General features: G+C 50.0%; 20 protein-coding genes, 1 pseudogene and 1 other annotated feature. Of the genes and pseudogenes, 19 read left to right on the top strand and 2 right to left on the bottom strand.

Annotated elements, in window-relative coordinates:
- Nucleotides 1–31: 31 nt before the first annotated feature.
- The gene (locus DXA36_RS12770) at nucleotides 32–1,408 is read left to right on the top strand and encodes an AraC family transcriptional regulator (RefSeq protein ID WP_182479051.1); all 1,377 of its coding nucleotides are present in this window, start codon (nucleotides 32–34) and stop codon (nucleotides 1,406–1,408) included.
- Between the two features lie 19 nt (nucleotides 1,409–1,427).
- Nucleotides 1,428–2,108, top strand: coding sequence for an ATP-binding protein (locus DXA36_RS12765; protein ID WP_182479050.1), 681 nt, complete (start codon nucleotides 1,428–1,430; stop codon nucleotides 2,106–2,108).
- Between the two features lie 701 nt (nucleotides 2,109–2,809).
- Here the strand turns inward: DXA36_RS12765 and DXA36_RS34395 are convergent.
- Together DXA36_RS34395 and DXA36_RS33530 are read right to left on the bottom strand one after the other, a co-directional pair.
- A pseudogene (locus DXA36_RS34395) lies at nucleotides 2,810–2,918 on the bottom strand (transposase); the annotation flags it as partial.
- Nucleotides 2,919–3,126: 208 nt separating this feature from the next.
- The gene (locus DXA36_RS33530; protein ID WP_243114645.1) at nucleotides 3,127–3,525 is read right to left on the bottom strand and encodes a zinc ribbon domain-containing protein; all 399 of its coding nucleotides are present in this window, start codon (nucleotides 3,523–3,525) and stop codon (nucleotides 3,127–3,129) included.
- 261 nt (nucleotides 3,526–3,786) lie between these two features.
- Between DXA36_RS33530 and DXA36_RS12745 the strand changes: the two genes are divergently transcribed.
- From DXA36_RS12745 to DXA36_RS12665, 17 genes are all read left to right on the top strand, one after another.
- The gene (locus DXA36_RS12745; RefSeq protein WP_118679746.1) at nucleotides 3,787–4,434 is read left to right on the top strand and encodes a CatB-related O-acetyltransferase; all 648 of its coding nucleotides are present in this window, start codon (nucleotides 3,787–3,789) and stop codon (nucleotides 4,432–4,434) included.
- A gap of 11 nt (nucleotides 4,435–4,445) precedes the next feature.
- Nucleotides 4,446–4,769: a hypothetical protein gene (locus DXA36_RS12740; RefSeq protein WP_147366591.1), complete on the top strand. Its 324-nt coding sequence runs from the start codon at nucleotides 4,446–4,448 to the stop codon at nucleotides 4,767–4,769.
- A complete protein-coding gene (locus DXA36_RS12735) occupies nucleotides 4,750–5,499 on the top strand; it encodes a MerR family transcriptional regulator (protein WP_118679742.1) in 750 nt (249 codons plus the stop codon). The genes DXA36_RS12740 and DXA36_RS12735 overlap by 20 nt, the downstream gene beginning before the upstream one ends.
- 129 nt (nucleotides 5,500–5,628) lie before the next feature.
- Nucleotides 5,629–6,402, top strand: a complete 774-nt coding sequence (locus tag DXA36_RS12730; RefSeq protein WP_118679740.1) for an inositol monophosphatase family protein — start codon at nucleotides 5,629–5,631, stop codon at nucleotides 6,400–6,402.
- Nucleotides 6,403–6,452: 50 nt separating this feature from the next.
- Nucleotides 6,453–7,820: a leucine-rich repeat domain-containing protein gene (locus DXA36_RS12725; RefSeq protein ID WP_118679738.1), complete on the top strand. Its 1,368-nt coding sequence runs from the start codon at nucleotides 6,453–6,455 to the stop codon at nucleotides 7,818–7,820.
- Between the two features lie 187 nt (nucleotides 7,821–8,007).
- Nucleotides 8,008–9,267 (top strand): SGNH/GDSL hydrolase family protein, encoded by a 1,260-nt coding sequence (locus tag DXA36_RS12720; protein WP_118679736.1) that lies wholly within the window; start codon nucleotides 8,008–8,010, stop codon nucleotides 9,265–9,267.
- A 53-nt stretch (nucleotides 9,268–9,320) separates the two neighbouring features.
- Entirely contained in the window at nucleotides 9,321–10,022 is a 702-nt protein-coding gene (locus DXA36_RS12715) for a nuclease-related domain-containing protein (protein WP_118679734.1), read from the top strand.
- A 75-nt stretch (nucleotides 10,023–10,097) separates the two neighbouring features.
- Nucleotides 10,098–10,328, top strand: a binding site (T-box leader).
- Nucleotides 10,329–10,466: 138 nt separating this feature from the next.
- Complete coding sequence (locus tag DXA36_RS12705) at nucleotides 10,467–13,127, top strand: valine--tRNA ligase (RefSeq protein ID WP_118679957.1); 2,661 nt, start codon at nucleotides 10,467–10,469, stop codon at nucleotides 13,125–13,127.
- Nucleotides 13,128–13,284: 157 nt separating this feature from the next.
- A complete protein-coding gene (locus DXA36_RS12700; RefSeq protein WP_118679730.1) occupies nucleotides 13,285–14,598 on the top strand; it encodes a bifunctional folylpolyglutamate synthase/dihydrofolate synthase in 1,314 nt (437 codons plus the stop codon).
- A gap of 36 nt (nucleotides 14,599–14,634) precedes the next feature.
- The gene (locus tag DXA36_RS32915) at nucleotides 14,635–14,790 is read left to right on the top strand and encodes a hypothetical protein (RefSeq protein ID WP_182479049.1); all 156 of its coding nucleotides are present in this window, start codon (nucleotides 14,635–14,637) and stop codon (nucleotides 14,788–14,790) included.
- A gap of 12 nt (nucleotides 14,791–14,802) precedes the next feature.
- Complete coding sequence (locus DXA36_RS12695) at nucleotides 14,803–16,212, top strand: tetratricopeptide repeat protein (protein ID WP_118679728.1); 1,410 nt, start codon at nucleotides 14,803–14,805, stop codon at nucleotides 16,210–16,212.
- Nucleotides 16,213–16,348: 136 nt separating this feature from the next.
- A complete protein-coding gene (locus tag DXA36_RS12690; RefSeq protein WP_118679726.1) occupies nucleotides 16,349–16,675 on the top strand; it encodes an anti-sigma factor antagonist in 327 nt (108 codons plus the stop codon).
- 52 nt (nucleotides 16,676–16,727) lie between these two features.
- A complete protein-coding gene (gene spoIIAB, locus DXA36_RS12685; RefSeq protein ID WP_118679724.1) occupies nucleotides 16,728–17,183 on the top strand; it encodes an anti-sigma F factor in 456 nt (151 codons plus the stop codon).
- Nucleotides 17,184–17,186: 3 nt separating this feature from the next.
- On the top strand, nucleotides 17,187–17,927 hold the full coding sequence (locus DXA36_RS12680) for a SigF/SigG family RNA polymerase sporulation sigma factor (RefSeq protein ID WP_118679722.1): 741 nt from the start codon (nucleotides 17,187–17,189) through the stop codon (nucleotides 17,925–17,927).
- A gap of 80 nt (nucleotides 17,928–18,007) precedes the next feature.
- Entirely contained in the window at nucleotides 18,008–19,024 is a 1,017-nt protein-coding gene (gene srtB, locus DXA36_RS12675) for a class B sortase (protein ID WP_118679720.1), read from the top strand.
- A 49-nt stretch (nucleotides 19,025–19,073) separates the two neighbouring features.
- On the top strand, nucleotides 19,074–20,057 hold the full coding sequence (locus DXA36_RS12670) for a hypothetical protein (RefSeq protein WP_118679718.1): 984 nt from the start codon (nucleotides 19,074–19,076) through the stop codon (nucleotides 20,055–20,057).
- 126 nt (nucleotides 20,058–20,183) lie between these two features.
- Nucleotides 20,184–24,908, top strand: coding sequence for a SpaA isopeptide-forming pilin-related protein (locus DXA36_RS12665; RefSeq protein WP_118679716.1), 4,725 nt, complete (start codon nucleotides 20,184–20,186; stop codon nucleotides 24,906–24,908).
- Nucleotides 24,909–25,270: the final 362 nt, after the last annotated feature.

The following is a 25,270-nucleotide window of genomic DNA, read 5'->3' as shown; positions in this document are numbered from 1 at the left end:
CTATATTGCCGGTTTCAGGGGGAAGCGAATTATGGGACAATCCGACAAAAGACAGGAAGACTTCTGGTTCACCCTGCTTCGCAGGGAGGAGGAACGTGCGCTGTGGCATCCGGAGCTGGAACTGATTTTTGTGTTAAAAGGGACGGGCCGGGTGTGCCTGACACAGAACGGGCCGGTATACCGCATCAATGAGGGGGATATTTTTGCCGTCAACAGCTTTCAGATACTGGAGCTTGAGCTGGACGGGGATGCGTATGCGCTGTCGCTGTCAATTTCCCTGCATTATCTGACCTCCATCAGTCCGGAGCTGCTCAGCCATAAGGTAAACTGCCGCTCCTTCCTGTATCCGAAGGACAGGCAGGGGCTCTATGATGTGCTGCGCCGGAATCTGGCGCGGGCTTTTCAGGCACAGTATAAGTATGAGATGAGGCAGTCGCTTTCATTAAAGAACCGGATTGCAGCGCTGCTTGAGAATCTGGTTCAGTATTTCCGGGAGGAAGAGGAACCGCAGCCGGAGGGCGGCAGCTGGGAACGGCTGAAGCCGGCTATTGATTACATCCAGAACAACTACAGGGATCCGATTACTCTGGAGGATTTGTCGGAGCATACCTTCCTGAGCCGTACCTGCATTTCACACAGCTTCCGCAGGTATTTGGGCGTGTCCTGTATGGAATATCTGGCGCGGGTACGTATCTGCCATGCAGTCCGGATGATGTACGGCAGGGAAACGCTGACGGAGATCGCTTATAACAGCGGCTTCCCCAACGTGAACGCCATGATTAAGGCGTTTAAGCAGTATCGTGGAATGACACCGGGAGAATACCGGAAGCAGGCCGCGCAGCCGCAGACAGCTTTGCAGCCGGCGGCGGAGGAGCCGGATGAAATGAACCACGTTTTCTCTTCTCTGATGAATTATGCGCTGGAAGATCCGGAGGTGAAGCAGCCGAAAGAAACGGTACGGGAACTGATGATAGATCTGGAGGGCAGGAAACCGCGCATTACCCAGCACTGGAAGCGGATTATGAATGCCGGCTATGCGAGAGAACTGCTGGACGGAGCGAGACAGCAGGAAATAATTCTGCTGCAGAAGCAGATAGGATTCGAGTATATCCGGGTAAAGGGGATTCTTGATGATGATATGTGTCTGCTTCGGACGGATATGAATGGAAACAGGGTGAAAAATTTTACCTATGTGGATGAGGCCATCGATTTTATTGTGTCTGCCGGGGCAAAGCCCATGGTGGAGTTAAGCAGTATGCCCAGGCTTTTGGCGCGCAGTGTATCCATTTCGTCCATGCGGGCGGGAGTATTCTCCTATCCGGAATCCCTGGAAGCGTGGAGGGATCTGATTCAAAGCCTGCTGGAACATCTGGCAGAGCGCCACGGCAGGGAACGGGTGCGGGGATGAGATTCATGGTTCACTGCTTATGCAGGCTGATCGGGTTGTAGATTTGATTTACTTAAAATATATGAAAGCTGAAATTTCGTATTCCAATGTGACAAGGATAGAAACATATCCGCTTCCTAAGTCAGCAGTCAGAGAAGCTGTTTACAATGCTATTATTCATTCCAATTATGCTGCGTTAATCCCAATTCAAATTCGCATTCATGAGGATGGCTTATATATTAGCAATGACTGTATTTTTCCGGTTGGTTGGACAGTAGAGACATTGATGCAGCGTCATCGTTCCCAACCTTACAATCCGAATATTGCGAATTGTTTTTTTCGTGCGGGATATGTGGAAACTTGGGGACGTGGAACTGAAAAGATTTGTGAGGCATGCAAACAGTATGGAGTGCCTATGCCGGAATATACATTGCATCTGGAAGATATTATGGTAAAATTTACTCATTTAAAGAAATCTAAAGTGCCAGATAAACAAAATGGCACTTTAAGTGGCACTTTGTTTGGCACTTTAGAAGAAAAAATATTGACCATAATCAAAGAAAATCCTAAGCTGACACAGGTTCAAATAGCGGTTTTATCGGGCAGTTCTGAACGTTCTACGAAACGCCTGATGAAGACAATGGTTGAAACTGGAAAAATAGAACGCATAGGAGGACGCAGATATGGCTATTGGAAGGAAAACACCAAGTCTGACAGTTAAGTGAACATGATGAAAACAAAGAAAGCAAGAAATGCGCAGATATATTTGCAGGAATATTTTACAGGCCGTGTTGACAAGTCTTTTTATCCGGAGCGAGATAAGGATATCTTATATTGGGATTTTTTGAGAGAAGTATGCGAAACAGTAAAAGCTCAGATTGAATTTAAACACCGTTTCCCTTTCATGGTAATCTGCAACAGCGACAATAACTTTAAACGAAGTCTGATAAATTTCAATTTGGATGAAGTCCTGAAATGAGCGTAAAAGCAAAATGGAGAATGTTGGTTGATAGTTTGATGGTGGTACTTATACCGCTGCTAATGACATATTCCTTAATCGGCGAAACAGCACACGAGTGGTTAGGCGTGATGATGTCCCTGCTTTTTGTTGATCATTATCTGCTAAATTGCTACTGATTCAAAGGACTGGTAAAAGGCAGATGGACTGCATTACGAATTTACCAGACTATCGTCAATATTCTCCTTTTGCTATGTACGCTCGGCTTAATCATCAGCGGCATAGCGCTTTCACACACTGAAATTTCGTTCCTGCCAATAGAGGGCGGTGGGAGTTGGGGGAGGACGCTCCCTTTATTAACCTCGTATTGGGGGTTGTGTTGATGTCCTTTCACTTAGTTCAGCACTGGAGCATGATTCTAAACAGGGTTCGGTGTTCAGCGAAACTCCCCGTTATATTACGAGCAGGATATAGACTGGTTCGTTATCGGGTAAATTCTATTTCGAAGAAACAGAAACTGATTTTCTGCTGCCCTAATTCGAAAAAATCGTTATAATAATTTTGTTTTAGCATGGTTCCATGGATGAAATTTCAGTGACAGGTATGATTTACATAAATCATACCTGTCACTGTGTAGGACTAGCTATTTTCCGATAACCCCGTAGTTACATGAGAGTATTGCCAGTTCTTGTTACTCGACTAACAGATTGCTTACTGCAAAAATACGAAATACCGAATAAATTTATTGCTAAAATTATATATAATTTAGTGACTTTATATGTTAATCTGCGTCTATTACATCCACTTCAGTAATTCTGAATGTAGCTAACATATGTATACCCATATCTTGTACTAACGAATATTTTTTACGTGGTTCAACAGTACCTTCTACATTATTTGCCCAACCGCCAAGATTAATGATTATATTAGTAGCTCCATCTACAGTAAAACTGGCGTTTTCGCCATGTTTACCTTCCCACAATGCTTTACCGCTTGTATCATATACAAGTGCCTTGCGGGAAGAAAACAGTCCGACAACCCCTTCTACAATATTATTTGGCATTTTAATCCGGACAATACCTGATGTAGCTACTTCATCCAACGGACAGCCGCAGTTAATACAGACTTTTGCTTTATCGCTGATTTCTTTTCCACATTCGGGACATTTAATTAAAGCCATATCAATTTCCTCCTCATAAGAAATGTTTGAAATAAAAAAAGTAATGTTTTAAAATAAAACTAATACATTTTTCCTCTTTTTATGTTAGTATTATTTTACTATATATCTGTTTAAAATACTACTATAACTTTGCGAATATAATAAGAATTGCCGTAGGTTCAATGATATTTAAAATAATACAGAAAGCAGGTGAACGAATGAGGCTATGTATTGCAGGAGCCGGAATAGAGCAGAAAATATTCATATTCAGGAGGAAGAAAAATGACTATTCCGGCAAAAAAAAGATATCCGCGCTCCGGTGACAGGCAGACGGTGTATCTGGATGCAGTGGTAACAGATCCTGCCATAGAAATCGGGGCATATACGATGTACAATGACTTTGTCAGAGATCCGGTTGATTTCGAAAAAAACAATGTACTTTATCACTATCCGGTTAATAAAGACCGTTTGATCATCGGCAGCTTCTGTTCTGTTGCGTGCGGGGCAAAATTTATATTTACCAGTGCAAACCACACCATGACTTCCCTGTCAACCTATCCCTTTCCGCTTTTTTATGAGGAATGGGATTTACCGGTTGCCCAAGTCACTGAAGCATGGGATAACAAAGGCGATATTGTGATCGGAAATGACGTATGGATAGGTTACGAAGCGGTCATCCTGTCCGGCGTCCATATAGGAGATGGGGCTATCATTGGAACAAGAGCCGTTGTTACCAGGGATGTGGAACCTTATACAATCGTGGGAGGTGTTCCGGCAAAGCCGATCCGCAGGCGGTATGCACAGGAGGTTATCGATCTTCTGGAGGCTGTCCGTTGGTGGGATTTGCCGCGGGAAGAAATCAGGAGGCTGCTCCCGGTTCTTAGAAAAGGGGATGCGAAGGAGCTGGCTTGTGCGCTTGGTAAGCTGTAGGTAACTCGTTTTTGGGGGAGAGGAAAAAATCCGATACAGGGCCTCTCCCCTTGCGGCTTCTTATTCCGGGATGGTACGGCACCGCCGCAGTCATTCCCGAAAGAGGCGGTATTAGTAAAAGGATAAATAAGGAAGGAGAATTTTTGGCAGCTTTAGGCAGGCGGCCTAAAAGTTCTCTTTTTTTATTGTTCAAATCCCTTTGCAGATTCCAAATAAAGGGATTCCAAATAAAAATACTTGACTTTAACGCAGCGTCATGGTTTAGACTACAGTTATTCAGGATAACCGGTTATATGAATGAAAGGAAGGGAAAAAATGCAAATGAAGATCAATGAGGCGGCCAGGCTGACAGGGGTTACGATACGTACGCTTCACTATTACGATCAGATAGGCCTGCTGCGGCCGGAAACGGTAACGGAAACCGGATACCGGCTGTATGGGGATAAGGATATGGAACGGCTTTCCCAGATCCTGTTTTTCCGGGAACTGGATTTTTCCCTGGCGCAGATTAAGGAAATGCTGGATTCCCCTTCCTTTGACCGTAAAGAGGCGCTGCGTGCGCAGCATGAACTGCTGGTGAAAAAAAAGGAAAGGCTGGAGAAGCTGATCGATTTGACAGAACGGAGAATGGGAGGAGATAAGGAAATGAGTTTTCAGGAGTTCAGTATGGAAGATATTGATCGTTGTAAGGAGAAGTATGCCGAAGAGGTAAAGGAGCGCTGGGGAGGAACCAGGGCCTATGACGAGAGCAAAAAAAAGACGGACGGCTACAGCCCTGAAAAATGGGAACAGCTGATGCAGCAGAGCAACTCTATTATGCAGGCCTTTGCGGACTGCAGGGATCTGGAACCGGGATCCGGGCAGGTACAGGAGCTTGTGGCCAGATGGCAGGATTTTATCAGCAGCAGCTATTACGAATGTACGGATGAAATTCTGGAAGGGCTGGGCCTGATGTACACAGCAGACGAGCGCTTCCGTAAGAATATTGACCAGTTCGGCGAGGGTACGGCGCAGCTTATGTCCAGAGGTATCGCCTGCTATATACAGAATAAAAAGAACCGCTGATAAGCAAGTCGGTTGCCGTCCGCCCTGCCGTCTGTGCCCCGCGGCAGCTGAATCCATTTAAAAAGTCCGCAGGATATTTTCTATCCTGCGGCTTTGTGTTATTCTGGGGAGAGAAAGCGAGGGAAAGAAATGACAATAGATATGGAAAAGCTGATAAAGCTGGTTAAGGAAACGCAGCCTCTGCTCACCAATGAAAAAGCAGCGGCTCAGGTGACCGTAAAAGGGATATCCGATTATGTGACCCAGGTGGACTTTCAGGTACAGGAGTTCCTGAAGGAAAGGCTGCGGGAGGAATGGCCGGAAATCCAGTTTATGGGGGAGGAAAAGGATAACAGTGAGATCGATTTTGACGGTGCCGTATGGATTCTGGATCCGGTGGACGGAACCACCAATCTGATCCATGATTTCAGGAACAGCGCGGTATCCCTGGGACTTTGTGACAGAGGGGAAATGGTGTGCGGCGTGGTTTACCAGCCCTTTACGGATGAGGTTTTTCATGCGCAGAAGGGGAAAGGGGCTTTCCTGAACCGGAAACCCATCCATGTCAGCGCGTCGGCTTCCATGGGGGAAAGCCTGATTTCCATAGGAACTACCCCCTATGAACATGCATATGCGGACCGCAATTTTGCCATCTTTAAAAAGGTGTTTCTGGATTGCCAGGATATCCGGCGTATCGGTTCTGCGGCAATTGAACTGTGCTTTGTGGCCTGCGGCCGCCTGGAAGCCTTTTTTGAAATGAATCTGAAGCCATGGGATTTTGCGGCCGGACTGTTGATTATTGAAGAAGCAGGCGGGACGGTTACGGATTTTGAAGGCGGAAGGCCCTTGCCCTGGGAAAAAGGGAATATTGTGGGAAGTAATGGGAAAATAGGGCGTATACTGGTGGAACAATATCTTAATTAATGCTACAATTATAATACAGGCTGACCAGCCGGAAGGGAGGTACGGATAAGATGCTTGCTAAGTTAACCGCAGTTACAATGGGAATGGTACTTTCCTTGAACGGGGTGGAACCGGCCCTTCCGCCGGAGGGCCGGCTGCCGGAGAGGACACGGAAGCAGGAGTCCTGCGAATGGGTGCCGGTGATGAAGGAAGATCAGAAGATTGCCCGGCCCATGGGAAGCAGCTATGATATCATGCAAGAGGATGCCTATGGCTTCAACGTCTCCGGTCAGTGGACTACAGGGCCGGGACCTGACGGCATTCCCTGGGGAATCTGGTTTGCCAAGTCCGACGCAGTCCTTCTTGTGGATGTCAGGCCCGCCGTAACGGAGGGGTTCCTGTTCGTCGAAGAATGGGAGGATACCCAAATAGAACTGGAGCGTACAGCCAGGGAAAACCTGGGTTCCGAACTGGACAGTATCCGTTTTTATACCAGGGAAAGCGGCGGCGGGGATTTGATATATGCCATGGATTATTCCTGTATCAGGGAAGGGCAGAGATGGTATGTGACCGCCTGCTACCGCTTCGGTGACAGCTATATCGGAGAGTTTATAGGGGTGAATCCCTATTCGGCGACGGACTGCAGGGAAGTGACCGTGGGAGCGGCCTCCTCCTTTCGGGAATTGGGAAAAAGTGCCAAAAGGGAAGGGACGGACAGCCCGGATAAGAATGGATGGCCGTACCCGTTTCTGCATAATCCCTTCGCTATAACCACATACTATATGGATGAAGAAATCCCGCCGGCACCCTCCGGAGAACGCAGGGCGGATGATTACGAAATCAAATGGAAGGACGAGGGAATGGAGACTATCCTGCGCGCCCTGCTTGGAAAAAAGAGCGGGCCTGTGATGTCAAGCGATCTGGATCGATATGAATCGCTGTATATCGTAGGCTGGCTGGGGGATTTTTACCGGGTGGGACTGGGAGATCATATGATGGAAATCCCTGCGGAAGGAATTGCTATCCGGTCATTGGAGGATGTGAAAGAGTTCCGGAACCTGACCTCCCTGACGGTACAGGTACGGGACCTGTCGGATTTATCGCCTCTGGCCTCCCTGGAGGGCCTAACCTATCTGAATCTGCTGGTATCCCCCAAACTGTCCACGCTGGACTGGCTGCAGGGAATGACCGGCCTGGAAGAGCTGATGATGTGGGGGGAATCCTATCCGGAAATCAAGGATATCCGGGTGTTTGAAGGGATGGAAAGCCTCACCTCGGTCATGATTATCCTGCCCTCCATTACAGATATTTCCGTGTTTGCGGGCCTGCCGAAGCTGGAAACCCTCTGGATAAACTGCAATAAAAACGCAGATATTACACCGGTAAAGGAAGCGGATCAGATCAAAAGCCTGATGGTCAACACGGAAGAAATCCGCTGAAGCCGCCCCCTGTGCCGCCCTGTGGGTGTGAACAGTAATGATTCGGTAAAATTACCAGTTCACAGGGGCGGAAAATGTTGCTATAATAACGAGAGTCAAATACCCTGCCACACACAAATACAAGAATGAACCGACAGCTAGTTAAGGTAAGGAGGAATACAGGAGAGGGTTCCCTGTAAGTAAACTTATGAAACGTATGAATAAGCAATGGAAAAGACAGTTTCTGGCCCTGGCCCTTTGTGTCAGCAGTCTTTTTACCCTACATGTAAATGCGGCGAAACCCCAGGCGGATACGGTGGATGCAGCGGGAAAAACGCAGACGGAATCCGTACAGCAGACAGAAGCGGCCGGTGATATATGGCAGCAGCAGGCGGAACTGGAGGCGGCAAATGCGGAAGCATACCGCAAAGCCCAGGAGGAATTCGCAGCCCAGCAGGCGGCATATCAGCAGGCTTTGCTGGAGCAGCAGGCGCGTGCGCAGCAGGAAACCAGGGAGCAGCAGGAACGTGAGGAAGCCGCAGCCCAGGCCGCCCTTCAGCAGAGCCTGACGGAAGCGGCACTGGCCGCACAGCAGGAACAGGAAGCCGCAGCCCGGCAGGCAGCAGACCTTGCCGCCAGGCAGGCCCAGGCGGAAGCGGCCGCAGCCCAGGCGGCGCAGTCCCTGCAGACACTGCCCCAGGACGGGACGATTGCCAACGGGCGTCTGATTGCCGCAGGTCTCTTGTCCGCTCCTATCGATTCCCCGTTAAAAGGAAAGAGCCTTTCGATTCTGGGAGACAGCATATCCACCTATCAGGGGTATATCCCCTCCGGTTATGCCTGTTTTTATCCGGAATCCGGGAACGATGTGAAGGAGGTGACCCAGACCTGGTGGATGCAGGTGCTCTATAATACGGGCATGCGCCTTGCGGTGAATGGTTCCTATTCTGCCAGCTCCGTATGCGGGGATTCCCAGGCGGAGGATTCCAGCGCCGGCTGCAGTGACCGGCGGATTAAGGAACTGGCCGGGGCGGACGGTATGCCGCCGGATGTGATTCTGGTATATCTGGGTGCCAATGATTTTTTCCGCTGTATGGATCTGGGAAAATTTGAAGGCATCACGGGCCGCGGTGAAAAATATTATACCAATTTTACGGAAGCCTATGAACGCATGATCCAGAAGCTTCTGAACACCTACCCCACATCCCGTATTTACTGCATGACCCTGATTGAAGCCAATTCCGGGGATCATCCCAGAATCAACGAAAAGGGAAATACGATTGCGGACTTCAACGGGCGCATCAAAGAAATTGCCGCTGCTTATGGACTGCCGGTGATCGATGTGCATAACTGCGGCATGGAGGTTTATGAACTGAATCATTATACCAGTGACGGGACCCATCCCAACAAAGAAGGGGCCGCCAAAATGGCCAACTATGTAACCGCGATGCTTCTGCAGACCGCATAGGGGATGCAGGCAAAGCTCCGTTTGGCATGTGACTGGGGAATCAGGAGGATCGGATGGTATCTGTTCTTTGCTTGCTCTTGGTTTTGATTTACTTATACAGGCATCATTTATACAACAAGCTGGACAGACGGAAGCTGTCACACAGCTCTTATTATGATGTGACCTTCGGCGGGGAACAAAAATGCAGCGATGAGGTGGTTCGCATCCTCAGGGATGTGGGCGGCTATAAAAAAATAGTGGTAAACTGGCATTACGTGGAAAATGGTGAACCTGCCTGTGCCGATGTGATCCTGCTCCATGAAACCGGGATTTACGTAGCGGAGGCCAAGGATTACCAGGGATGGGTATCCGGGAATCCCGAGGATGAATACTGGGTGCAGACCCTGTGCGGCAGCCAGCTGACTTCCTATAAAAACTACTTTTACAATCCCCTGCTAAAAAACAGCGCGTGCATACGCGCCCTGCAGAAGGAACTGCCCGATATGAAATGGCTGCCCTTCTTTTCCCTTGCCATCTTCGGAAATGCATGTGAGCTGGAAAACGCCGGTCTTTCGGATAATACATCCAAAATCATTCTGGTGCGTCAGCTTTCCTATACTATTTACGGGATGGTGCGCAGTGCCAGGAAATTCCTTGCGCCCCAGGTGATAGATGAAATCTATGACAGACTGCAGGTGCTGCCTTCGACGGAAACAGCCGGAGGAAAGTATTCCGGTCTTGACAAAAAGGCAGACTTTTATTATAGTAAAAAATAATCGGCGGCAGGCGGAAGGATTAGGTTCTTTCTCCGGTTTGGGTATGGCGCCGCCGCATCCCTTATGATATATCCGCAAAAGATGAGGAAAAAGAGGAGTACGCATAAACACCCGGCAGAGAGGGAGTCCCGCAGGCTGAAAGGACACCCGGAGGAATGGTATGCGGAAGGTAGCTTTGGAATCGGAGGCCTGAACAGGCGGTGTTCCTGCCGGTAGGGCTTCCCGTTTTATCCCCGTTAAAGGATTCAATGAGACCGGATTTTTGTCCGGTGAACAAAGGTGGTACCGCGTAAATACGCCCTTTGCCGTAGGAACGGCAGAGGGCTTTTTGTATGTCGCGGGCAAAGGGCCGGACGGATGGCCCCGCAGAGCGCGGCAAGCGCTGTTTTTGACTGGAGCACGGCTGAGGCCGTTTATGCGCCGCAGGCGCAGAAGGGAGTAAGTATGAACAAAGAATTGGCAAAAACCTATGATCCTCACGGTATTGAGGACCGATTGTATGAGAAGTGGATGGAAAAGAAATATTTCCATGCTAAGGTGGATCGGAGCAAAAAGCCCTTCACCATCGTGATGCCCCCTCCGAATATCACGGGACAGCTCCATATGGGACATGCCCTGGACAATACCATGCAGGATATCCTGATCCGTTTTAAAAGAATGCAGGGCTACAATGCGCTCTGGCAGCCGGGAACGGATCATGCCAGCATCGCAACGGAAGTTAAAATCATCGAGAAGCTGAAGGAAGAAGGCATTGACAAGCACGATCTGGGAAGAGAAAAATTCCTGGAAAGAGCCTGGGAATGGAAAAAGGAATACGGCGGAAGGATTACCGGACAGCTCCGGAAGCTGGGTTCCTCCTGTGACTGGGACAGGGAACGCTTCACCATGGATGAAGGCTGCAATAAGGCGGTTACGGAAGTGTTCTGCAAAATGCATGAAAAAGGCTGGATTTACAAAGGCAGCAGAATCATTAACTGGTGTCCTGTCTGCAATACCTCCATATCCGATGCGGAGGTGGTTTACGAGGAACAGGCGGGCCATTTCTGGCATATCAAATACCCGCTCCTGAATGCGGACGGATCGCCCAGTACCACGGAGTTCCTGGAGTTTGCAACGACACGTCCGGAAACCATGCTGGGGGATACCGCGGTGGCGGTGAATCCGGATGACGAACGGTATACCGCTCTTATCGGAAGGAAGGTGCTTCTTCCCCTGATGAACCGGGAAATCCCCATCGTGGCGGATTCCTATGTGGATATGGAATTCGGCACCGGCGTGGTAAAAATCACCCCGGCCCATGACCCTAACGACTTTGAGGTGGGAAAACGCCATAACCTGCCTGAAATCAATATTATGAACGATGACGCCACCATCAGCGAAAACGGCGGGAAGTTTGCCGGTATGGACCGTTATGCAGCCAGGGCCGCTATCGTAAAGGAACTGGAAGAAATGGGGCTTCTGGTGGGAATTGAAGATTACAGCCACAACGTGGGAACCCATGACAGATGCAAAACTACGGTGGAGCCTCTGATTAAGAAACAGTGGTTCGTGAAAATGAACGAGCTGATCAAACCGGCGGTGGAGGGCGTGAAAAACGGGGATATCCGCCTGATACCGGAGCGCATGGACAAGACCTACTTTAACTGGACGGATAACATCCGTGACTGGTGTATTTCCAGACAGCTGTGGTGGGGACACCGGATTCCCGCCTATTACTGCGACGAATGCGGGGAAATCGTGGTGGCGGCTCAGATGCCTTCTGTCTGCCCGAAATGCGGCGGAACCCACTTTACCCAGGATCCGGATACCCTGGATACCTGGTTTTCCTCCGCCCTGTGGCCCTTCTCCACGCTGGGATGGCCCGAAAAAACCGAAGATCTGGACTATTTTTATCCTACGGATGTCCTTGTTACCGGCTACGATATCATTTTCTTCTGGGTCATCCGCATGATCTTTTCCGGTTATGAGCAGATGGGGGAAAAGCCCTTCTCCACCGTGCTTTTCCACGGGCTTGTGAGGGATTCCCAGGGCAGGAAAATGTCCAAATCCCTTGGGAACGGGATTGATCCGCTGGAAATTATTGATCAGTACGGTGCCGACGCGCTGCGTCTCACCCTGATTACCGGTAATGCCCCCGGAAATGACATGCGCTTCTATTATGAAAAGGTGGAAGCCAGCCGTAACTTCGCCAATAAGGTGTGGAACGCGTCCCGCTTCATTATGATGAATATGGATGGCAAGACCATTCCTGCCGATGCGGATAAAAAGCTCCAGCCTGTGGATAAATGGATCCTTTCCAAGCTGAACCGTGTGGTAAAAGAAGTGACAGACAACATGGAGAACTTCGAACTCGGCATTGCGGTACAGAAGATATATGATTTCATCTGGGATGAATTCTGTGACTGGTATATCGAAATGGTGAAGCCCAGGCTTTACGATACCGATGATGCCGACAGCCAGGCAGCCGCTCTCTGGACGCTGCAAAATGTGCTGCAAAGCGCATTGAAGCTGCTGCATCCTTTCATGCCTTTTGTAACGGAAGAGATTTTCTGCACCCTTCAGGAAGAAGAGGAATCCATCATGATTTCCCGGTGGCCGCTGTACCGGGAGGACTGGAATTATGCCGCGGAGGAAAAGGATATTGAAATCATTAAAGAGGCTGTGCGCGGCATCCGTAATGTAAGAAGCTCCATGAACGTACCGCCCAGCAAAAAAGCAAGGGTGATTGTGGTGAGCGCCAGTGCGGATATCGTTAAGGCGTTTACGGAAGGAAAGCTGTTCTTTGGTTCCCTGGCCTACGCTTCCGATGTGACCGTCCAGGCGGATCGGTCCGGCATCGCGGAGGATGCGGTTTCCGTAGTGATTGCGGGGGCGACCTGCTACATCCCGTTTGCGGAATTAGTGGATATTGCCCAGGAAATAGAGCGTCTGGAAAAAGAGGAAAAGAAGCTGCAGGGAGAACTTGCCCGTGTCAATGGCATGCTCAGCAATGAAAAGTTCCTGTCCAAGGCGCCGGAGAGCAAGATAGCGGAAGAAAAAGATAAGCTGGATAAATATACCCGGATGATGGAACAGGTAAAAGAGCGGCTGGATGCATTGAGATAATCCAATACCCTGCCGTGGACAAAGCTTTAACCGGCAGATTATCATATGACAGGGCGGAGGCAGCAGGCGGAAAGCGATTTCCGGCCGTGCTTTCCGCCCCTTGCCTGTCCCGGAAAGGGGGAACCCCGCCGGGAGGGAAGGACACAGGTAAAGGAAGATGAGGGAAAATAAGAGATACGGTTACGAAGAAGCGGTGGATTATGTGCTTCAGATTCCGAAATTTACGAAGAAAAATACGCCGGAGGATACCCGAAGGTTTTATGAATATCTGGGAAGGCCCGGAGAGCGCTCCGGGCTTATCCATGTGGCAGGGACAAATGGAAAAGGGTCCGTCTGTTCTTATATCGATTCCGTGCTGGAGGAAGCCGGTTACCGCACGGGGCTGTTTACCTCTCCCCATCTGGTGGACGTAAGGGAACGGTTCCGGCTGAAGGGTGAAATGATATCCACAGAGGATTTTGCCCGGGTGTTTAATCAGGTGCTGGAAAATGTGGAAAACTTTTCTGAAAAATGCGGGAACGGTGCATATCATCCCACGTTTTTTGAAATGCTGTTTTTTATGGCGATGCTATGGTTTCAGGAAAAACGGGCAGACTATATTATATTGGAAACCGGAATGGGCGGAAGGCTGGACGCCACCAATGTAATCGCCCATCCGTGTGTTACGGTGATTACCCGCATCGGCCTGGATCATACGGAATATCTGGGAAACAGTAAGGAAGAGATCGCCGGGGAAAAGGCGGGAATCATCAAAAAAGGCGTGCCTGTGGTGTTCTGGGAACAGGAGGAATCCGTGAACCGGGTCATTGTCGAAAAGGCGCGCGGCTTGTCGGCGGAAGTGATTCCTGTGTCAGAAAAACAAGTTATTTTCTTTAAATTTAAGAATAAAACCGTTGATTTTTCCATGCGCTCTGAGTATTATGGATATATTAGGGCCAGCCTGCCGACGGCTGCTGTATACCAAAAGGAAAACGCAGCCCTGGCCATACGTGCCCTGGAGGTGCTGGGACGTACCTGTCCTTTGACCAGGCAGCAGGTGGAAGCCGGATTGTCCCATGCTAGATGGGAAGGCCGGATGGAAGAGGTCCTGCCGGGCGTCTTTATCGATGGTGCCCATAATGAAGACGGTGTGCAGGCTTTTCTGGACAGCGTCCGGGAGGACGGATGCCGGGGGAAAAGACACCTTTTGTTTTCCGCCGTTTCGGATAAACGGGTGGAGGCCATGGCCGGGCAGATCGCGGAAAGCGGCCTGTTTGATGATATTGCCGTAACCAGGATTGACAGCGCCAGGAGCCTGACGCAGGAGCAGCTCCTTTCCCTTTGGAAGGGAAAAAACCATGCCAGGCTTTATAACAGCCCGGAGGAAGCGTGGGAAGCGCTGCTGCGGGAAAAGGAAGGGCCTGATATCGTGTATGCCGCCGGTTCCCTGTATCTGGCAGGCCAGCTGAAGGCATACCTGAGTAAACTCTAAAACTGTGAACAGCCCGTAGTACAGGAGGACAGCAGTATGATAGATTTTGAAGAAGAATTAAAAAAATTTCATCCCAGCCTTGAAGTAGACGAGGTGGAGGAAGCCATATACAACCACGATTTAACAGACCTGACGGATTTGCTGGTAGAGATAGAGAAGAGCAGAAAAGCAGATAAAAACAGACAGGAATAGAGGAACGCCGATATGAATTGTTATAATTGTGGTGTGGAGCTTACGGAGCACGATTTTTGTACGAATTGCGGTGCCGATGTGGTGCATTACAAAAAAGTCATCAGCGTTTCCAATTTTTATTATAATGATGGCCTGGAGAAAGCAAATGTACGGGATTTGTCAGGTGCAGTTGTCAGCCTGACGGAGTGTCTTAAGCTGAATAAATTTAATATTGATGCGAGGAACCTGCTGGGGCTTGTCTATTTTGAAATGGGCGAAACCGTGGATGCCTTGAGTGAATGGGTGATAAGCAAGAACCTGAAGCCGGAAAAAAACATTGCCGATGCTTATATTGAGTCCGTGCAGAACAGCCCGAGCCAGCTGGAAAGCCTGAACCAGGCGATCAAGAAATTTAACCAGGCGCTTGTTTACTGCAGCCAGGGGAGCCTGGATCTGGCGCTGATACAGCTGCGCAAGGTACTTTCCGTCAATCCGAAGTTCCTGCGCGCCCACCAGCTCCTTGCCCTTCTGCATATGCATAATGAGGATTGGGAGAAGGCCAAACGGGAACTGGTAAAATGCAACAGGATTGATATCGGCAATACGCGCACCCATCGTTATATGAAGGAAGTGAATGCCGCCCTCAATGTGGATGACGGCCTGAAAAGCAGCCATAAGGCCACTAAAAATGAAGATGTGATCAAATACCAGAGCGGCAACGAAACCATTATCCAGCCGCTGGCGGTAAAGGAGCCGGGAAAGAACTATACCGGCCTTCTGTACCTGCTGGGCGGTGTGGTAATCGGTCTCGCGGTGGCGCTTACCCTCATTCTCCCCGGAAGGCTGCAAAGCCTTAAAGCGCAGCTGAACGAAGAAAGCAGAAGCGTGGGAGAACAGCTGGATAAGAAAAATACGGAGCTTACGGATATGCAGAAGCAGCTGGATGCCCTTACGGCAAAGAATGCGGATCTGAGTTCCGAACTGGAAGCCTATGCGGGAACCGACGGAACACTCCAGACAGTGGAAGATCTGCTGAATGCGGCTTATACCTATCTGGACACACCGGACGACATGGAAAAGATATCCCAGGCACTGGAAGGCATCGACAAGGACGCCATGGAATCCGATACCATTTCCCAGGCATACAAAAACCTGTATGACAAGCTTTTGGAAACGGCGGGGCCGGGGATCAGCAAAGCCTATGCGGACAGCGGAAACAAGGCTTATAAAGCCGGAGATTACGATACCGCCATCCAGGATTTGGAAAAGGCCTTTTCCTATGATGAAACAAACGGGGATGCGCTCTATATCCTGGGGAATGCCTATAAGAAAAAAGGAGACAGCAAGAACGCCGTTAAGATATATAACCAGATCATCGAGCTTTTCCCCAATACCGAAAAGGCCCGCCGGGCGAAGGATTATCTGAAGGAACTGGAGTCCTGACACAACTGATGCGCCTGCATTCGGCGAAAATAGAATAAAAGAGTCATATACGAAAGAGAACTGCCATGGGAATGGCTTCCTTCGGGGAGCCGCATGGGGTTCTCTTTTATTACTTAAAATCAGGAAGGAGAAACAGATGGAAGAAGAATCGAAAGTGCTTGATAATTACAGGGTCATTGAGGATTGCCTGTGCATCAGAATGCCGGAGGAGGTGGATCACCACCGTTCCGAAGAAATCTGTAAAAATGCGGATCATTTCATCCTGGAATCCCAGGTGGCAAATGTGGTATTTGATTTTGAAGACACCCATTTTATGGACAGCTCAGGCATAGGTATCCTGATCGGCAGATACAAGCTGATTTCCTGTTTTGGAGGAAAAGTATATGTGCTTCATCCGGACAAGCAGATCCGGAGGATGCTTCAGCTTTCCGGTGTGGAAAAAATCGTGGAAATCATGGAATGAGCAGGACAAAAATTACATTTTGCATTTGCCGTACAGGCAGAATGGAGGAAAAATGAGCAACGAAATGAAATTGGAATTTGATGCGGTTTCAGAGAATGAGGGCTTTGCCAGAGTGGCTGTGGCAGCTTTCGTCACACCGCTGGATCCTACGCTTCAGGAGGTCGCTGATGTGAAAACCGCCGTTTCCGAGGCGGTTACCAACGCCATCATACACGGATATGCAGGCTGGGCGGCCCAGGAGCCGGGAAAGGTGATCATCCGCTGCTGCCTGAAAGAAGATGTGTTACATATCGAAGTGGAAGATAAGGGAAGGGGCATTGAAGATGTGGAAAAAGCCATGGAACCCTTGTATACCACCAGGCCGGACATGGACCGGTCAGGTATGGGATTTGCTTTTATGGAAGCCTTTATGGATGATTTGGATGTGGAATCCGTGCCGGGAAAAGGAACTCTTGTCAAAATGGAAAAAAAGCTGGGAACCCTTTCCTGGACGGAAGATGAGGAGTAGTGCATGGAGGAAATATCAGTACTGATTGCACAGGCGCAGGCCGGAGATAACGGGGCAAGGGAAGTACTGATAGAGAAAAACCTGGGACTGGTTCATCATATCGTGAAACGATTCTCAGGCAGAGGATACGATATGGAGGATTTATTTCAGATAGGGACAATCGGCCTGATGAAAGCCATTGACAAGTTCGACTTGTCCTTTGATGTCCGATTCTCCACTTATGCGGTTCCTATGATAAGCGGGGAAATCAAACGGTTCCTGAGGGATGACGGGCTGGTGAAGGTGAGCCGGACCCTTAAGGAAAACGGATGGAAGATAAAGCAGGCCTCCGAAAAGCTGGCCCATCGTTTCGGGAGGGATGCCACGCTGGAAGAAATCGCCAGGGAAACAGGCATTGCCAAAGAAGATATTGTCATGGCTATGGAAGCCAACGTGGAAGTGGAGTCCATCTATAAAACCATTTACCAGTCCGACGGAAACGAGGTACAGCTTCTGGACAAGGTGGCGGCTGGCAGCGGCCAGTCGGGCTGCATGGATGAAGAAAAGGAAAAACTGCTGGATCACATGCTTTTGGATCAGCTTCTGGACAGCCTTACCGATTCGGAAAGAGAACTGATCGAAATGCGGTACTTCCAGGACAAGACCCAGACGGAGGTGGCGGGGGTAATGGGTATCAGCCAGGTGCAGGTAAGCAGGCTGGAAAAGAAGATTCTGCTGCGCATGAGAGAACAGCTGGTGTGTTAATATGTGTAACAGATAGATGATACCGGGTACGGATAAAAAAGCGGGTGCGCCCGGGCAAAGGTTCCCGCCCGTGACGCGGTATGTTTTTTTATCTGTACCCCAATTTACTTTACCAGAATAACACGTTAATTTCGGCATTTTGTCCGGAATCCGGTGCGGAATACCTTTTAAATTGTAGGAAGGGGAAAATTTGGTATTTTCCGGCCCAAAAGGCCGGAAATCCGTTGCACTGCGCGGATGAAAAGGTATATAATGAAATAAATGTAACTATATCATTTGTTATTTTATATACATCATATATCATACATCATAATAGAGGGATTATCATGAAAAAATGGATAAGGATCATTATTCCTGTTTGTGCAGTAATGGTTCTTATAGTTGCCTGCATTAATCTGGGAAGTATTTTTATGGAATACAACAGAGGCGTGCAGGAATATAAGAATCTTCAGGAGTATGTAAAGGAGGAACATCCTCAGATTCCTGCCCGGCCGGAGGAAGAGGATGATTTTTTGGTGCCCGAAATTGATTTTGAGGCCCTGAAAGCGAGGAATGGGGATTTCAGGTATTGGCTCTATATCCCGGCCCTGGAGGTGAACTACCCGGTAGTCCAGGGGGCGGATAATGAGATTTATCTGTACCGTACCTTTGAAGGGGAAACAAACAGTGCGGGCTGTATTTTCCTGGATGCGGGCAATTCCCCGGATCTGACGGACCGGAATACCGTGATATACGGCCATAATATGAAGAATCATTCCATGTTCGGCTCTCTTAAGGAATTCCTGCAAAATGAGGAACTGGCGGAAGAAAGTCCCTATTTCTACCTGTATACCGAGGAACGGGCAGTCCGCTACCGGATTGTTTCCTACTACACAACAGTGAGCGGAAGTGATACATACCAGTCGGTTTATACGGATGAAGAATATGACGGCTATCTGAAAATGACGCTTCAAAAATCCCAGTATAACGGGTATCAGGAAGAATTTACAGAAGGCCGGCCGGATATGGTGACCCTTTCCACCTGCCACGGGAAAGCCGGGGGGACAGGAAGGTTCGTGGTGCACGGCGTTGTGGATGAGATACGGGAATGGGAGTAAGGACGGCTTATGCCGCAGGCGTACAATCGGTACGCGGACTGGAGTTAGTATGAAGAAAAAAATAGGGAAAATCGTTGCCTTATTTATTGCGGCGGGATTACTTGTGAACAGTTTTTTCCTTGCAGCTGCCAATGAAGGAGACAGTGGGGCAGGGGAAAGCGCACAGGAAATACAGGAAAGCGAACATACCCACAGCTGGGGGGAGGAAACGGTGGCGGAACCGGCCTCCTGCGGCCGGGAGGGTTCGGCAACCGTGAAATGTACCGGGTGTGATGCCACGGAAAGCCGTACCCTTGCTGCCACGGGAGAGCACAGTTATGGGGAATGGACGGAGGAAACACCGGCCGCTGCGGATGGGCCCGGACGGGAAAAACGTGTCTGCGGCCAATGCGGCGCGGAAGAAACCCGGGAAATCCCCCGGCTGGAATCAGCCGGCGCCGCTGAGCCTGGTACGGGCAGTACAGGGACCGGAAATGCAGATGGCGGGACATCTTTCGGTGAAACCGGCAATCCGGATCAGAACACAGAAAACGGAACCGGAAATGAGGGAGCCGTGCACAACTGGTCCGCCGGGGAAAAAGTGGAGCCCACATGTACGGAGAATGGGAAACAGCATTATCTGTGCAGCGATGAGAACTGTGGGGCCGTAAAGGATGAGGAAATTCCCTCCGCCGGTCATAAAGTGGATACCTGGACACTGGAAAAAGCCCCCACGCAGGAGGACGCCGGAAGCGAGTACGGTACTTGTACGGACTGCGGGGAAAAAGTTACCCGTCCGGTTCCCGCAGGGAACCACAAGCATACCTTCAGTGATTCCGGAACCGTTGTGACCGCGGCATCGGAGACAAAAGACGGGAGTGTGGACTATTTTTGCACTTCGGATACCTGTGAAGCTTCTGAGGAAGGAATTTCCCATTATTATAAAGACAACGGGGCCGGAGAATTCCTGTGTGTCAACTGCAGCGCGAAGGAGAATCCGGAGGGGGACGATGCCTGCGCCCATGACTGGAAGGAGAAAGAAAGCGGCCTGTAGGAATGCGGGAAATGCCATTCGTTAAAGAATACGGCGGCTGGGACAGCGCCCGGCAATACGGTTGCCGGGGAAGAAAATAATAACAGTCCGGAACCGGGGAGTCCGAATGCGGAATGTACCTGCGCAGTGAAATGTACCGATAGGAAGAAAACGGAAACCTGTCTTTTCTGCAAGACCGGGGATGCGGATTTGGACCAATGCAAGGGTAAGGAGTCTCCGGCATCCCAAGAGGGTACGGATACATGCAGCTGTACGGTCAAATGTACACCGGGAAGCATGAATGGGGAGTGCCCTGTCTGTAAAGCGGACGGTGCCGCACCTGATACCTGTAAGGGAAACCAAACAGAACCGGACAAAAAACCGGGAGCAGCCTGTATCTGCGTGGCAAAATGTACGGATGGCGACAGCAATGTGAAATGCCCCGCCTGCAGTGCGGACGGCGCTAACATAAATGAGGTCTGCCAGGGGAAGGAACCGTGCGGGGAAGGGAAGCATACCCGCCCTGCCACTTATGAGACAGTGAAAAAGGCCAGCTGCACGGAGAAAGGGGAAATACGCTACACCTGTTCTGCCTGCGGCATACCGGTAACGGAACAGCTTCCCCGGACCGGGCATATATGGGACAGCAAAACCGGGAAATGCATCAGCTGCAAAACGGCCTGTCCCCATACCGAAAACGGGAACACAGCGTTTGATCCCGCTACGGGTAAATGTTCTGTCTGCGGATACCTGTGCGTGCATTCGTTCGATGAGGAGACCGGCGAATGCCGGATATGCGGCTTCAGGGAATGCGAAACCCATAAAAGGCCCTCCGGTGAGGGCGCCGTTATCCTTTCCGTGAAGGAAGCCACCTGCTCCGCCAAAGGGCTGGAGCGTTATCAGTGTGCGGTGTGCGGCACAGAAGTGACGGAAGAGACGGCAGCCGATCCCGATGCCCATGACTGGAACAGGGAAACCGGAAAATGCAAGCTTTGTGATGAAAGCTGTACCCATGAGGATGGCGATGGAAATACCTTATACCAGACGGATGGAACATGCCTTGTCTGCGGCCATACCTGTGCGCATGAATTCAGGACTGTCACGGAGGAAGGCAAAGACGATAGTATCCAATGTGATATCTGCGGCTACATCTGTCCCCATGAGGAAAAAGCCCTTGTGCCCATTCAGGGAAAAGGGGATAAGGAGGCAGATTGTAAAAATGCCGGTCAGCAGACCTATCTGTGTTCCGTCTGCGGGACGAATATGGAAAAAGAACTTCCTCCCAGCGGAAAGCATGAGTATGATACGGCGGGGAGCTGCCTGGTGTGCGGGGATGACTTGTACACAGCAGCGTCCGGCGACTGCATTCATAAAGACAGCCGGTGGACGGTGTGGAAAAATGACGGAAGTGCGCTGGAGAAAGACAATCCCTGGAAATATGTCAAGACGGATATCGACGGAAAGACGGACATTTTCCAGTGTGCCAGATGCGGTTCCGCCTGGGAACGGGAAGGCGCCGACAGAGAAGAAAAAACCGTGGATCTGATCCAGATCACCAAAGGAACGCTGGGAGTAACCATTTCCGTGAACGGCGTTGCCGTGGGAAATAACCAGGAAGTGAAGATCAACAAGACCGATGTGCTTGCTATCCATATAGACTGGGCTATTGACAACGACAGAAAACCCAATGCGAATACCACCATACAATACCAGCTGCCTGTTATTTTGAAAGCAGTTCCGATGTCCGATACTATATGGGGAGCCGGCGGAACCGTGGAGTACGGCACCTATTCCATTGATGCCAACGGGCTTCTGACCTTCCGGCTGAATGATAATATCCTCAAAAAGAGCGAAATCAACGGCTCCTTTGACCTGCAGGCAACCCTGATCATGGATGAGGAAACCAGCCTGGATAAACAGGAAATCCTCTTCCCCGGCGGTGCGGGAATCGTTGTATATTTCAAGAGCAATATGACCTGTAAAAAGGATGCGAAGCTGAACAACGACGGAAGCATTACTTACAAGATTACCTTTGAGCTGGATTCGGACTCCCGGAAAGTCAGCCTTACCGATACCCTGGGCAGCAATCTCAGCTTTGACGGTTACGAAGGCTCTTTCTGCCTGAAGGATACCGCAGACGGCATGCAGACCGATATTACGGATAAGGTGACGGTAAACGCGGAAAAGAACGAAGCCGTCATCGACCTGGGAGATGTGAAAAAAGGAAAATATGAAATCTCCTATATGGCGAAGCTCATTGATGCTGCCGCCAATGCTTCGGGCGGCCGGAATACAAATACCGTCAGATGGAAATGGGACGGCAAGGAAGGCGGGCCTGTCAGCTGCAAGGTGACGGTGACAGGCAAGCCCCTGTGGAAGAATTCCGCCGCGGCAACGGCGGCAGAAAAGGAACAGGGGATTTATCGTTGGGAGATTGTGATCAATAAGGATATGATACCGGTTAATCTGTCCGAAAAAACGATTTATGACTGGTATGAAGTTTATAATGATTCCGCTCCTGACGACAATACCTGCATTTATGGCAATATCACTGTAACGGATATCACCGATAACAAGGATATCACCAGCCAGCTAACGATAGAATCAAAAACCGAAGGCTCCGGCTGGGGACTGGAAAATAACGGATTATTCCGTATTAAATTCCCCTATGGAGACTATACCCATGTATATAAAATCAGTTACGCCACACAGACAAAAGCCACGGGAATGGACGGTGTTGACTGGGGATTCGTAAAGCTGCGGAACTGGGCAAAGATTATTGAAACCGGTGAAAATGACTATGAAGACGCCCTTGTGGGCAAAAAATATGGAACAGCGATTCTGACTAAAACAGGCAGGGCTTTGAGCAATGACACCTCCGGCAGCAACGAGGCTTACAAAGCGCAGTGGCAGGTAAAGCTGGATCTTACCCAGTTTAAAAATGCGGATGTGCACAAAGATCTTGTCCTTACGGATACCTTACCGGACGGTATGAATTTCTATACCGCGGACGAATCCGAGATGAATTTTGCGGTAAGCCTTTCGGACGGCACATCTTTGAATGCCGGAGAGGACTTTCAGAAAGGAATAGACGGCGGCAGGAAAACGATGACCCTGACCTTTACGGAAGCGGGCTGGCGAAAGTGCGCGGGAAAACAAATCTTGCTGACCTTCAGCTCCGTGGCTGACAGCAGCAGGATCCCGGCAGGCGGAAGCCGGGAATATGTCAATAAGGTAAAGGCGTCCTTCAGTTACAACGGCAAGTGGAATTACGAAGCGCAGGCCAGGGTTACCATGTATAAAAGGGAAGCGCTGAACAAGAGCGGCGAAGTTTTGAAAACCAAGAATGCCAACGGTAACTATGAAATCCTGTGGACCATCCTGGTCAATACCAACGACGCAGCGAATCTTACGCCGGAAAAAGTATACACCGGAGAGATTACAGTAACGGATGCCCTTCCCGGCGGCCTGGCTTATATTGACGGTTCCGCCCAGCTGACCACCTCCACGAGAACGGACTGGACGGTATCAAAATCCGGCCCTGCGGCAATTACTCCCGCGCCGGAAGGGCTGCCCGGACAGCTGCAGTTTACCATACCGGATGCCACCTATGACAAGGCATATAAGATTACCTTTAAAACCGAAGTGGATCCCGCCAGTCTGGATAAAACAAACTATGGCACCACCTTTACCAACGAGGTGCTTGTAACGAATAAGGGAAATACCTCCCGGGCGGAAGCGTTTGTTACGATAGCGGAGGCTGATCTTCTTAAAAAGGGAGGCCAGACCACAGGAACCCACATCCTTTATACCATTGATGTGAATACCAATGCCCAGCAGCTGACATCCCGGGGCTACCTGACGCTGGAGGATGAGATAGACAGCAACGCGGAAATCCTGGTTAATACCATATCCGTTACCACCATCGACAACGTGTCCCAGGTACAGACGGATATTACCGCTTCCTGCAGTCTGAGCTATTCCGGCAGCAGGCTGCTAATCGGCAATATACCTGACGGAAAGCATGTGAGAATCACATATAAAGCCGTAACGGTAAGAACCGGGGATGTGTCTGTGACCAACAGCGCGATCCTGAAAGGAGAGCAGGAGCTGGCAGCCACGAGTGTATCAGGAAGCTTCCGGATTAAGGCAGGCGCTACCGCAAGCGGCCGGGCCGGAACCTTTAACCTGATAAAATATGACAGAAGCGATGCCCGAAGGACGTTATCGGGTGCGGAATTCACACTTTATAAATTTAATATGGATGCTATAGATACGACACCTGGGGAGGCAGGCACCCTGGCCACAGATGAGGACGGCCGGATTACCTTTGGGGAAGGCACCATGGAAGAACTGGAATTCGATGTGCTGTACTGTTATGTGGAGACTAAAGCTCCGGCAGGCTACCTCCTGGATAATACACCTCACTATTTCATGCTGGAAGGAAACAGCTTCCAAGCCCGCAACCAGCTGGCATTGGGCAGAATAGGGGAGGGAGCGGATTACAGGACTTATACCGAGGATGGATCCAAGACCAGACAGCTGTATAATGATCCTTATACACCGCCCACACCGCCCACACCGCCTCCCGCACCGGAGGATCCGGGGACTCCCGATGAACCCGGCACCATCACTGTCACGACTACAACGACGGTACCCCCTGCAACGGGAGTGACCCCCAAGGTTGCTGTCCTGGGAGAAAGCAAGATGCCTGACGGCGCCATGCCGGCAGCGCCCACAGTAGGAGTCCTGGGGGAAATGAAGGGACCGGGAACAGGAGATAAGGCCCCTGTCATCATCTGGACACTCCTGATTTCCACAGCGATGGCTGTACTCATTTCCTGTGCCGCATTCAGAAGAAAACGCAGATAACAGCAGTGCTTGAGGCCCCGGCGGTCCCGCCGGGGCTTTCAAACCATTCCCTGTCAAGTGCCGATATTTGGCTTCTATTCGGAAAAGCGGGCGGACCGAAACCAAGAAAGGCAGGCGAAGCGCTTGAAAAAGCCCTCTGTTTTGGCTGGATAGACGGACAATGGGCCGCCTCCAACCTTCCGGCAGGGGCCGCTGCGCTGCCTTGCCAAACGCTCCGGCAGGGCCGTTTGAACTGTTATATAAAAATAGTTACAAAAAATAAAATATTAAAAAAAAACACTTGCTTTTTAAACGCGTATGGTGTAGTATAAAGCTAACGAAAGAAATCATCATACATCAAACAATCATCATATTATTAATTT

This window comes from Eisenbergiella sp. OF01-20 (genome assembly GCF_003478085.1).
In the GTDB taxonomy this organism is placed as follows: domain Bacteria; phylum Bacillota; class Clostridia; order Lachnospirales; family Lachnospiraceae; genus Eisenbergiella.
Note: the sequence above shows the minus strand (reverse complement) of the source record. Positions and strands in the feature narration are given on the sequence as shown.

What these genes read in the sequence shown, in the direction of transcription:
- DXA36_RS12770 (WP_182479051.1), top strand. Translation starts at nt 32, where the DNA reads ATGGGACAATCCGACAAAAGACAGGAAGACTTCTGGTTCACCCTGCTT.
- DXA36_RS12765 (WP_182479050.1), top strand. Translation starts at nt 1,428, where the DNA reads ATGCAGGCTGATCGGGTTGTAGATTTGATTTACTTAAAATATATGAAA.
- DXA36_RS33530 (WP_243114645.1), bottom strand. Translation starts at nt 3,525, where the DNA reads ATGGCTTTAATTAAATGTCCCGAATGTGGAAAAGAAATCAGCGATAAA.
- DXA36_RS12745 (WP_118679746.1), top strand. Translation starts at nt 3,787, where the DNA reads ATGACTATTCCGGCAAAAAAAAGATATCCGCGCTCCGGTGACAGGCAG.
- DXA36_RS12735 (WP_118679742.1), top strand. Translation starts at nt 4,750, where the DNA reads ATGCAAATGAAGATCAATGAGGCGGCCAGGCTGACAGGGGTTACGATA.
- DXA36_RS12730 (WP_118679740.1), top strand. Translation starts at nt 5,629, where the DNA reads ATGACAATAGATATGGAAAAGCTGATAAAGCTGGTTAAGGAAACGCAG.
- DXA36_RS12725 (WP_118679738.1), top strand. Translation starts at nt 6,453, where the DNA reads ATGCTTGCTAAGTTAACCGCAGTTACAATGGGAATGGTACTTTCCTTG.
- DXA36_RS12720 (WP_118679736.1), top strand. Translation starts at nt 8,008, where the DNA reads ATGAAACGTATGAATAAGCAATGGAAAAGACAGTTTCTGGCCCTGGCC.
- DXA36_RS12715 (WP_118679734.1), top strand. Translation starts at nt 9,321, where the DNA reads ATGGTATCTGTTCTTTGCTTGCTCTTGGTTTTGATTTACTTATACAGG.
- DXA36_RS12705 (WP_118679957.1), top strand. Translation starts at nt 10,467, where the DNA reads ATGAACAAAGAATTGGCAAAAACCTATGATCCTCACGGTATTGAGGAC.
- DXA36_RS12700 (WP_118679730.1), top strand. Translation starts at nt 13,285, where the DNA reads ATGAGGGAAAATAAGAGATACGGTTACGAAGAAGCGGTGGATTATGTG.
- DXA36_RS32915 (WP_182479049.1), top strand. Translation starts at nt 14,635, where the DNA reads ATGATAGATTTTGAAGAAGAATTAAAAAAATTTCATCCCAGCCTTGAA.
- DXA36_RS12695 (WP_118679728.1), top strand. Translation starts at nt 14,803, where the DNA reads ATGAATTGTTATAATTGTGGTGTGGAGCTTACGGAGCACGATTTTTGT.
- DXA36_RS12690 (WP_118679726.1), top strand. Translation starts at nt 16,349, where the DNA reads ATGGAAGAAGAATCGAAAGTGCTTGATAATTACAGGGTCATTGAGGAT.
- spoIIAB (WP_118679724.1), top strand. Translation starts at nt 16,728, where the DNA reads ATGAGCAACGAAATGAAATTGGAATTTGATGCGGTTTCAGAGAATGAG.
- DXA36_RS12680 (WP_118679722.1), top strand. Translation starts at nt 17,187, where the DNA reads ATGGAGGAAATATCAGTACTGATTGCACAGGCGCAGGCCGGAGATAAC.
- srtB (WP_118679720.1), top strand. Translation starts at nt 18,008, where the DNA reads ATGTTTTTTTATCTGTACCCCAATTTACTTTACCAGAATAACACGTTA.
- DXA36_RS12670 (WP_118679718.1), top strand. Translation starts at nt 19,074, where the DNA reads ATGAAGAAAAAAATAGGGAAAATCGTTGCCTTATTTATTGCGGCGGGA.